This window comes from Vibrio sp. Vb1729 (assembly GCF_033338655.1).
In the GTDB taxonomy this organism is placed as follows: Bacteria; Pseudomonadota; Gammaproteobacteria; order Enterobacterales; family Vibrionaceae; genus Vibrio; species Vibrio alginolyticus.
This window is the reverse complement of sequence record NZ_JAWOTB010000033.1, coordinates 1-10340: the sequence shown is the minus strand read 5'-3', so window position 1 is coordinate 10340 and position 10340 is coordinate 1. Positions and strand designations below refer to the sequence as shown.

General features: G+C 45.8%; 7 protein-coding genes and 4 tRNA genes. 1 reads left to right on the top strand and 10 read right to left on the bottom strand.

Features of this window, described 5'->3' with window-relative positions; translation table 11 throughout:
• The 10 genes from R7E29_RS14760 to pncC form a co-directional block, all read right to left on the bottom strand.
• Nucleotides 1–73, bottom strand: a tRNA-Arg gene (locus R7E29_RS14760).
• Nucleotides 74–158: 85 nt separating this feature from the next.
• Nucleotides 159–250 (bottom strand) — tRNA-Ser (locus R7E29_RS14755).
• A 29-nt stretch (nt 251–279) separates the two neighbouring features.
• A tRNA-Arg gene (locus R7E29_RS14750) sits at nt 280–356 on the bottom strand.
• Nucleotides 357–387: 31 nt separating this feature from the next.
• A tRNA-Ser gene (locus R7E29_RS14745) sits at nt 388–479 on the bottom strand.
• Between the two features lie 334 nt (nt 480–813).
• Complete coding sequence (gene csrA / locus R7E29_RS14740) at nt 814–1011, bottom strand: carbon storage regulator CsrA (RefSeq protein WP_004415691.1); 198 nt, start codon at nt 1009–1011, stop codon at nt 814–816.
• 92 nt (nt 1012–1103) lie between these two features.
• Nucleotides 1104–2291, bottom strand: coding sequence for an aspartate kinase (locus R7E29_RS14735; RefSeq protein WP_005383803.1), 1188 nt, complete (start codon nt 2289–2291; stop codon nt 1104–1106).
• 212 nt (nt 2292–2503) lie between these two features.
• On the bottom strand, nt 2504–5086 hold the full coding sequence (alaS, locus tag R7E29_RS14730) for an alanine--tRNA ligase (protein ID WP_005380872.1): 2583 nt from the start codon (nt 5084–5086) through the stop codon (nt 2504–2506).
• Between the two features lie 142 nt (nt 5087–5228).
• Nucleotides 5229–5696, bottom strand: coding sequence for a recombination regulator RecX (gene recX / locus R7E29_RS14725; RefSeq protein WP_005383799.1), 468 nt, complete (start codon nt 5694–5696; stop codon nt 5229–5231).
• A 127-nt stretch (nt 5697–5823) separates the two neighbouring features.
• Entirely contained in the window at nt 5824–6867 is a 1044-nt protein-coding gene (recA, locus tag R7E29_RS14720; RefSeq protein WP_005380874.1) for a recombinase RecA, read from the bottom strand.
• A 200-nt stretch (nt 6868–7067) separates the two neighbouring features.
• Complete coding sequence (pncC, locus tag R7E29_RS14715; protein WP_017633544.1) at nt 7068–7550, bottom strand: nicotinamide-nucleotide amidase; 483 nt, start codon at nt 7548–7550, stop codon at nt 7068–7070.
• An 84-nt stretch (nt 7551–7634) separates the two neighbouring features.
• Here pncC and mutS point away from each other — a divergent pair, with 84 nt between their 5' ends.
• Nucleotides 7635–10196, top strand: coding sequence for a DNA mismatch repair protein MutS (mutS, locus tag R7E29_RS14710; protein WP_054576336.1), 2562 nt, complete (start codon nt 7635–7637; stop codon nt 10194–10196).
• Nucleotides 10197–10340 lie beyond the last annotated feature (144 nt).

The following is a 10340-nucleotide window of genomic DNA, read 5'->3' as shown; positions in this document are numbered from 1 at the left end:
GCGTCCTGGAGGATTCGAACCTCCGACCGCCTGGTTCGTAGCCAGGTACTCTATCCAGCTGAGCTAAGGACGCGCAGATCTTCTTGCTAAGAAGTTGTGAAGTAAATCACATTCATTTCTTACGAAACAAAAAAAAGGCCATCGGGCCAGTCAATGAATGGCGGTGAAGGAGGGATTCGAACCCTCGATACGGGATAAACCGTATACTCCCTTAGCAGGGGAGCGCCTTCAGCCTCTCGGCCACCTCACCGTTTTCATTGTTATATCTCAAAAGAGATATGGCGCGTCCTGGAGGATTCGAACCTCCGACCGCCTGGTTCGTAGCCAGGTACTCTATCCAGCTGAGCTAAGGACGCACTTTTTGTTGATAAATCAACGTTGCAAGAATGGCGGTGAAGGAGGGATTCGAACCCTCGATACGGGATAAACCGTATACTCCCTTAGCAGGGGAGCGCCTTCAGCCTCTCGGCCACCTCACCGTCTTGCGGAGGCACATATTACGTTTTACCGAAAATATGTCAAACACTTTCTTTGAAAAAATCTACGAAACTGGCTTAACCGTTGCTGATTTAATCAAAGTGACTATTAAACGAACTTTATCACTCTATTATGATGAAAAAAAGAGAGTCTTCTCTGAAAAAAAGACATTTATTTTCAAATAACTTTCTGAAGTTCGAATCAACATTATTGATGAATTCACAGCCATACTCAACACAATAGTTTCTGCAAATTTTCAAAAACAGTAAAAACTAAAAAGGCCAACCCTTCGGTTAGCCTTTTTCATTCAAACTAAGCTCTGTAAACAGGAGCGACTTAGTAGTTACCTGAAGCAACGTTGCCATTGCCTTTTTCAGCTTGAATGCGCATGTAGATTTCTTCACGGTGAACTGAAACCTCTTTCGGAGCGTTAACGCCGATACGCACTTGGTTACCTTTAACACCTAGTACAGTTACAGTCACTTCATCACCAATCATCAGTGTTTCGCCTACGCGGCGAGTCAAAATTAGCATTCTTTGCTCCTTGAGTAATCTCTAAATTTTCTTGCTACAAAGCTATTATCCAACAAAAGTTATATTTTCGTAAACTCCCTTGTTAGCGAAAATCAGCCTAAAAAGGCATGTTTTTGTTGAATGTTTAATGCTTCACTAGACGTAATGTAAGCATCATGCAGAATGTTTGCTGCTGTATCCACACATTCGGGTGCTAAAACTAGCATCATAGTGAGTGCATTCGTTGCGCTGAAATTGATCTCAATATCTCGCTTTGCCAACAAATCGCATGCGTGCTCTACCATTCCATTGGCCTCAAGCCCCACTGCGGTCAACAGGCTTACCACTTCACTATTACGGATTTTGTCGCTGAACACCAGATCGAACTTGGCACATGCATCTTGTTTTATCATGATACCTGCCCGTTCTGTTTCCTCGATCACATTCCAAATGTCGATACCCAACATCTGACATTGTTTTGTAGCACTAGATAAATGTTCTTTATCGACTTCGATTATGGCAAGGTCACGTTGAATGGCTATACCAGAGACGGCTTGATTGCCTAACTCCCCCTTTACCAGACTGCCTTCATTAACATCAAATGTCGAAAGCACGCGCAGTGGCACATTATTCTTCCATGCAAATTGCACTGAAGGTAAATGTAATACTTTCGCGCCTCGGCTTGCCATCGCTTCCATGGAAGGAAAATCGATAACCGCCAATTTTCGCGCGTTTTTCACTACACGTGGGTCACAAGTATAAATACCATCAACGTCGGTAAAGATTTGACACTCATCAGCGCGCAATGCGCCTGCCAGTGCCACTGCGCTCGTATCTGAGCCACCTCGACCTAATGTGGTGATATCCCCGTTCTCATTCACACCTTGAAAGCCTGCAACAATCACGATTTGGTCTTGCTCAAGCAATCCCAGAATTGTCTTAGTATCAATGTGTTTAATCGTTGCGTCATTGTGTTGATTATCCGTCACAATATTCGCCTGTGCTCCGGTAAGCGAGCGTGCAGCATGACCCAATTTATTGAGTGTCATTGCTAACAGTGCCATTGACACTTGCTCACCAGCAGAGAGCAAAACATCAAGTTCTCGAGCTGTAGGCACGCTATCTATCTGTTTAGCGAGGTCCATCAGTCTGTTTGTTTCGCCTGACATTGCAGACACGACGACAACAACTTGATTGCCATCATTTTTCGCCTTAATGATGTGTTCAGCAACTTGGTGGATTCTTTCAATTGAACCCACGGAGGTTCCGCCAAACTTTTGCACGATAAGGGGCTTTTTCACCAGTCTTCACCTTCCCAAGACCGAAGTCTCTTTAGAACTGCTTACATCGTCAGTATTTCCTTTTAGAAAAATTATATAAGCAGTAGTTACAACAAAAACCAAATAGCTTAAATGACTCGGTTAACTTTTGGTCAATTAAACCACTTGGCTGCTAAAAAAAATTACGCTCAATCAAAGAAACTTGATTGAGCGTAATTTTAGTAGTTAAAAGCTTATAAGCGCTCTTCTAACCAAGGCTGAACTGTTTTAATTGCCTCTGGTAGTGCGGCTACATCAGTACCACCAGCTTGAGCCATGTCAGGACGACCACCGCCCTTACCACCGACTTGCTCAGCAATCATCTTAACTAGATCACCAGCTTTTACTTTACCAGTTAGATCTTTAGTCACACCAGCAATCAGGCCAACCTTGTCACCTGTTACGTTAGCAAGCAGTACGACACCAGACCCCATTTGGTTCTTGATGTCATCAACCATAGTACGTAGGTTCTTGCTGTCAGCGCCTTCAAGAGCTGCGACTAGAACTTTTGTACCATTGACTTCAACCGCTTTGCCCATGATGTTAGCGCTTTCTGCTGCCGCCATCTTATCTTTTAGCTTCTGCACTTCTTTCTCTAGCGCTTTTGCTTTCTGTGCAGATTCTGCGAGTTTCTCTTCGTACTTCGCGTTTTGAGCTTCAATAGCGTCTAATGCAGCCTCGCCTGTTACCGCCTCAATACGTCGAATACCTGCAGCAATGCCGCTTTCTGAAGTGATTTTGAATAGGCCAATATCACCTGTGCTTGATGCGTGAATACCACCGCAAAGCTCTGTCGAGAAGTCGCCCATAGATAGTACGCGTACTTCGTCGTCGTACTTCTCGCCGAATAGAGCCATTGCGCCTTTCTTCTTAGCAGACTCAATGTCCATCACGTTGGTTTCAATCGTGTGGTTGCGACGAATTTGCGCGTTAACTAGGCGCTCAACTTCTTTCAACTCTGCTGCGGTTACGGCTTCTAGATGCGAGAAGTCGAAACGTAGGTTGTCTGCCTTCACCAATGAGCCTTTCTGCGTTACGTGCTCACCTAAAACCTGGCGTAGTGCTGCGTGTAGCAAGTGCGTTGCTGAGTGGTTTAGAGAGATAGCTGCGCGACGCTCTGCGTCAACGATAGTTGCTACTTCGTCGCCTTTCGCTAGAACGCCTTCTGCCATTACACCGTGGTGCGCGATTGCGTTACCTAGTTTTTGAGTGTCCTCAACGCGGAATACACCAGACTCAGTACGGATTTCACCAGCGTCACCACACTGACCGCCTGACTCTGCGTAGAATGGTGTTTCACCAAGTACGATGATTGCTTTGTCGCCCGCAGATAGCGAATCTACTTCGTTGCCTTCAACGAACATCGCTGCTACAGAACTAGAGCCTTTAGTACCTGTGTAACCACAGAATTCTGTTTGCGTATCAACTTTGATTGCTGCGTTGTAGTCAGTACCGAAGTTACCCGCTTCACGCGCACGTTGACGCTGCTCTTCCATCGCTTTCTCGAAACCTTCTTCGTCAATTGCGAACTCACGCTCACGTGCAACGTCGTTAGTTAAGTCAGCTGGGAAACCGTAAGTGTCGTAAAGTTTAAATACGGTTTCGCCGTCCAGTACTTTACCGTCTAGGTTATCTAATGCTTCGTTTAGAATCGCCATACCGCGCTCAAGTGTACGACCAAAGTTTTCTTCTTCGATACGCAGTACTTTTTCAACCACAGCTTGTTGACGCTTCAGCTCTTCACCAGCCGTACCCATGATGTCTGCCAGTACGCCAACCAACTTGTGGAAGAATGCACCTTGTGCGCCCAGCTTGTTACCGTGACGAACTGCGCGACGGATGATACGGCGTAATACGTAACCACGACCTTCGTTTGAAGGCATAACGCCATCCACGATCAGGAATGAACATGAACGGATGTGGTCAGCGATAACGCGTAGTGATTGGTTTGATAGGTCTTCGTAACCGATCACTTCTGCTGCTGCTTTGATAAGAGCTTGGAATACATCGATTTCGTAGTTTGAGTGAACGCCCTGCATGATTGCAGAGATACGCTCGATACCCATACCAGTATCTACCGATGGTTTTGGTAGCGGTTCCATAGTCCCGTCTGCGTGACGGTTGAACTGCATGAATACGTTGTTCCAGATCTCGATAAAACGGTCACCATCTTCTTCAGGCGTGCCAGGACGGCCACCCCAGATGTGCTCACCGTGATCGTAGAAGATTTCAGTACATGGACCACAAGGGCCAGTGTCGCCCATTTGCCAGAAGTTATCAGACTCGTACGGCTTGCCGCCTTCTTTATCACCAATGCGAACAATACGATCAGCGGGTACGCCAACTTTCTTGTTCCAGATGTCAAACGCTTCGTCATCGGTTTCGTAAACAGTTACCAATAAACGATCCGCTGGCAGTTTAAGAACTTCGGTTAGGAATTCCCAAGCAAAGGAGATCGCATCTTCTTTGAAGTAATCGCCAAAGCTGAAGTTGCCTAACATTTCAAAGAATGTGTGGTGACGAGCAGTAAAGCCAACATTTTCTAGGTCGTTATGTTTACCACCAGCACGTACGCAACGCTGAGCCGTAGTCGCTCGAGTGTAGGCTCGTTTTTCTAAGCCTAAGAAACAATCTTTAAATTGGTTCATACCTGCGTTTGTGAACAACAGGGTTGGGTCGTTATGTGGAACTAACGATGAACTTTCTACGATTTGGTGTCCTTTGCTCTCAAAGAACTTGAGGAACGCGTTACGAACCTCATCAGTGCTCATGTACATGCAGCTCTTCCTGAAAATAGTCGAGTTAGAATTTTGCCGTATTGTAGATCATGCAAACAGCTGAGACTAGTTTTCTTGAGGAAAAGAGGGAGTAGGAGAAAAAATTTGAAGCAAAACAAAAATCAGTGCGGACGACTGACCGTTAATCTTCGTCCTCAAAGTTCAGCGCGTAGCTGATTTGGTCAAAACTGTAGCCACGATATTGCAGAAATCGCACCTGTTTAGCGTACTCTTTCTGGTCTTTGGCTTTAATACCTTTGAATTTCTTTTCTGCCGCCTGTTTAGCCAGTTCAAACCAATCTTGCGGCTCTTCAGCCATAGCTTGCTCAATCACCGATTCCGCAACACGCTTCTGGTTTAACTCTTGACGAATTCGACGCTCTCCATGTCCTTTGTATACATGCTGTCTAATTTGACTCTTCGCGTAACGTAAATCATCTAGATAATTATGGTCTAGGCAAAAATTAATTGCGATGTCGATGTCTGATTCTTCATAGCCCTTCATCGATAATTTTTGGTAAAGCTCATACTGACCATGATCGCGACGGCTAAGCAATTGGATAGCTGCCTCTTTGCTCGATAATGTTGGCGCCTGGCGTTTTTGGTACATGATGATCCTAAAAGTATTTTTGCTGTACAGGCTCTCAATGGCCTTTGTGATAATTCGATTTTTGATTTCAATAGATACAACAAAGCCCCGCATTGCAGGGCTTTGTCATTTATTAATCTATGAGAGATTAAAACTCTTCAGCTTGCTCTGGCGCTTCACCAGCTTCAGGCGCTTCCGCAAGTGCTGGCGCTAGCAACATTTCACGCAGTTTTGTATCGATAGTTTTAGCCACTTCAGGGTGCTCACGCAGGTAGTTACACGCATTCGCTTTACCTTGACCAATCTTATCGCCATTGTAGCTATACCAAGCACCGGCTTTTTCAACTAACTTGTGCTTCACACCTAGATCGACAAGTTCACCTTCGCGGTTAAAGCCTTGGCCGTACATGATTTGTGTGTTTGCTTCTTTAAATGGTGCTGCAATCTTATTCTTAACAACTTTGATGCGCGTTTCGTTACCTACGACTTCGTCACCTTCTTTGATTGCGCCAGTACGACGGATATCTAGACGAACAGAAGCGTAGAACTTAAGTGCGTTACCACCTGTTGTTGTTTCTGGGTTACCAAACATCACACCAATCTTCATACGGATTTGGTTGATGAAGATACACATACAGTTAGACTGCTTTAGGTTACCCGTTAGCTTACGCATTGCTTGAGAAAGCATACGTGCTTGCAGACCCATGTGGCTATCGCCCATTTCGCCTTCGATTTCTGCTTTCGGTGTTAGTGCTGCGACAGAGTCGACAACCATAACATCGATAGCACCAGAACGTGCAAGTGCGTCACAGATCTCTAGCGCTTGCTCACCTGTGTCTGGCTGAGAAACTAGCAATGCATCGATATCTACGCCAAGTTTCTTCGCGTATACAGGATCTAGAGCGTGCTCTGCATCGATAAACGCACAAGTTTTGCCTTCACGTTGCGCAGCAGCAATAAGCTCAAGCGTTAATGTTGTTTTACCTGAAGATTCTGGGCCGTAGATTTCTACGATACGACCCATTGGTAGACCACCAGCACCCAAAGCGATATCAAGAGAAAGAGAACCCGTTGAGATGGTTTCTACGTCCATTGCGCGGTTATCACCAAGGCGCATGATAGAGCCTTTACCGAATTGCTTTTCAATTTGACCTAGCGCAGCGGCGAGCGCTTTCTGTTTGTTCTCGTCCATTACTTTCTCCGATTTATTCATCTTCTTTGGGCGACGAATAGTAATTCATTTTTCTTAAGCAGAAGAACTGCTCAGCAATGAAAGTTATTATACTGTTGATTCATACAGTGTCCATACCTGTATGAAAAAAATTTGGCTGACCTAAAGTCGTGATTTGCTCTAGCCCTTATCAATGCTGGGCTAAAACAATTTAAGAAATTCTAGAGTAGATGTTGATACAATTGAGTCAGCGCATGCTCGACCGCTTTTTTGCGAACTTCTGCACGGTCACCAGTAAAATGCATGGTTTCGACTTGCTGCCAACTTTGGTTATCAGCAAAAGCAAAGCAGACCATGCCGACTGGTTTCTCTTCACTGCCACCACCCGGCCCTGCAATACCACTGATGGACACACCGATGGTCGCATTGGAGTTTTTAATTGCACCCTGTACCATTTCAATCACAACTGGCTCACTCACTGCACCATGCGCTTCTAACGTTGAAGCTTGCACACCAAGCATCTCCATTTTCGCTTCATTACTGTAGGTGACAAACGCACGGTCAAGCCACGCTGAACTACCAGCAATGTCAGTAATGGCGGTTGCAACACCACCACCTGTGCATGATTCTGCGGTCGTTAAAAGATGCCCGTGTTTAGCCAATAATGCGCCTAAATCGGCACTCAATTTTGTTGTTTTTTCCATAGCCAAAATGCCCTTTGTCTCTTTTTACTTGATAGGGATTCACGTATCCTAAGCCGCTACGGAAATAAACAAAAGAACTTACCTGTGAAAGCTGAACAAAAACACACTCCGATGATGCAGCAATACCTCAAGCTAAAGGCTGAGAACCCAGAGATTTTGCTGTTCTACCGCATGGGCGATTTCTACGAACTCTTTTACGATGATGCCAAGCGAGCTTCTCAGCTTCTTGATATTTCATTGACCAAACGTGGTGCGTCTGCAGGTGAACCTATCCCAATGGCGGGTGTGCCATTTCACGCCGTAGAGGGCTACCTGGCAAAACTTGTTCAGCTTGGTGAGTCTGTGGCGATCTGTGAACAGATTGGCGATCCGGCCACCAGCAAGGGCCCGGTAGAACGTAAAGTTGTGCGTATCGTGACACCAGGTACTGTGACGGATGAAGCGCTGCTTTCTGAGCGTGTCGATAACTTAATCGCAGCAATTTACCATCACAACGGTAAGTTCGGTTATGCGACGCTGGATGTCACCTCTGGTCGCTTCCAACTGACAGAACCAGAAACTGAAGAAGCGATGACAGCCGAGCTTCAACGCACTGCACCACGTGAGCTACTGTTCCCAGAAGATTTTGAACCTGTACATTTAATGGCGAGCCGCAATGGTAACCGTCGTCGCCCAGTCTGGGAGTTTGAGCTTGATACGGCTAAGCAACAACTCAATCAACAATTTGGCACAAAAGATCTGGTTGGTTTTGGTGTAGAACATGCGTCCTTAGGGCTGTGTGCTGCTGGTTGTTTGATCCAGTACGTAAAAGATACTCAACGTACGGCTTTACCTCATATTCGCTCTTTAACGTTTGATCATCAGGATCAATCCGTCATCCTTGATGCTGCTACCCGACGTAATCTGGAAATTACTCAAAATCTAGCAGGCGGAATCGATAACACGCTCGCTGCAGTACTCGACCATTGTGCAACTCCGATGGGCAGCCGAATGCTGAAGCGTTGGTTGCATCAGCCTATGCGTTGCATTGAAACGTTAAACAATCGCCTTGATGCGATTGGTGAGATTAAAGAACAAGCTCTGTTTGCCGATCTTCAACCAACGTTAAAGCAAATTGGTGATATTGAACGTATCTTAGCGCGCCTTGCATTACGCTCTGCTCGCCCTCGCGATATGGCTAGACTTCGCAATGCCATGCAACAGCTACCAGAGCTAGAATCTGTCACCGCTTCTTTGACCCATCCGTACCTAACGAAATTGGCGAAGTATGCAGCTCCGATTGACGAAGTATGTGACCTGTTAGAACGCGCGATTAAAGAAAATCCGCCGGTTGTTATTCGTGATGGTGGCGTCATCGCTGAAGGCTACAATGCGGAGCTCGATGAATGGCGAAAATTAGCAGATGGTGCAACAGAATATCTTGAGCAGCTTGAGCGAGATGAGCGTGAACGACACGGTATCGATACGCTTAAAGTAGGCTATAACAACGTTCATGGCTTCTTTATCCAAGTAAGCCGTGGCCAGAGCCATTTGGTTCCACCGCATTATGTACGTCGCCAAACACTCAAAAACGCTGAACGCTACATCATTCCAGAGCTTAAGGAACACGAAGACAAAGTACTTAACTCGAAATCTAAAGCGTTAGCACTTGAGAAACAGTTGTGGGAAGAACTGTTTGATCTATTGATGCCAAACCTTGAGAAGCTGCAAAACCTAGCTTCTGCTCTGTCTCAACTGGATGTATTACAAAACCTAGCAGAGCGTGCAGATTCGTTAGATTACTGCCGCCCAACGCTTGTGAAAGACGCAGGAATTCACATTCAAGCTGGTCGTCATCCAGTCGTAGAACAAGTAACAACAGAGCCGTTCATCGCGAACCCAATTGAGCTTAACCCAGCCCGTAAGATGTTGATCATCACCGGTCCAAACATGGGTGGTAAATCAACCTACATGCGTCAAACTGCGCTGATTGCATTGATGGCACATATCGGCTCTTATGTACCGGCAGAATCCGCACAGATTGGTTCTTTAGATCGTATATTTACTCGTATTGGTGCGTCAGATGATCTTGCATCTGGCCGCTCGACCTTCATGGTAGAAATGACCGAAACAGCCAATATTCTTCACAACGCAACTAAGAATAGTTTGGTGCTAATGGATGAAATCGGACGTGGTACTAGTACTTACGACGGTCTGTCTTTAGCTTGGGCAAGTGCGGAATGGCTCGCAACACAAATTGGTGCGATGACCCTATTTGCAACCCACTACTTCGAATTAACAGAGTTACCAAGCCAGCTGCCAAACTTAGCGAACGTTCACTTGGATGCCGTAGAACATGGAGACAGCATTGCCTTTATGCACGCAGTTCAAGAAGGTGCGGCAAGTAAGTCTTACGGCCTGGCTGTTGCGGGCTTAGCAGGCGTACCAAAAACGGTCATCAAAAATGCGCGTAACAAGCTATCTCAGCTAGAGCAACTGGGGCAAAACAGTGACACACCACGTCCAAGTGCAGTAGATGTGGCTAACCAGTTGAGCCTGATTCCAGAGCCTAGCGAGGTCGAACAAGCTCTGTCAGGTATTGATCCTGACGACTTAACGCCACGCCAAGCTCTTGAAGAGCTGTATCGCTTGAAGAAGATGCTGTAAGCAGACTCACACCAACGAGAAAAAAAGAAAAAAGGCTATGGGGAACCATAGCCTTTTGTGTATCTAGTGTGCCGTCCTAAATAAGGTTGACACTTTCCACCCCCAAAATTGGAGAGTGTTATGAAATCAACAACTAAAAGAACT

Excerpts from the sequence above, each read along its gene's own strand:
- csrA (WP_004415691.1), bottom strand. The coding sequence starts at position 1,011 with ATGCTAATTTTGACTCGCCGCGTAGGCGAAACACTGATGATTGGTGAT.
- alaS (WP_005380872.1), bottom strand. The coding sequence starts at position 5,086 with ATGTACATGAGCACTGATGAGGTTCGTAACGCGTTCCTCAAGTTCTTT.
- recX (WP_005383799.1), bottom strand. The coding sequence starts at position 5,696 with ATGTACCAAAAACGCCAGGCGCCAACATTATCGAGCAAAGAGGCAGCT.
- recA (WP_005380874.1), bottom strand. The coding sequence starts at position 6,867 with ATGGACGAGAACAAACAGAAAGCGCTCGCCGCTGCGCTAGGTCAAATT.
- pncC (WP_017633544.1), bottom strand. The coding sequence starts at position 7,550 with ATGGAAAAAACAACAAAATTGAGTGCCGATTTAGGCGCATTATTGGCT.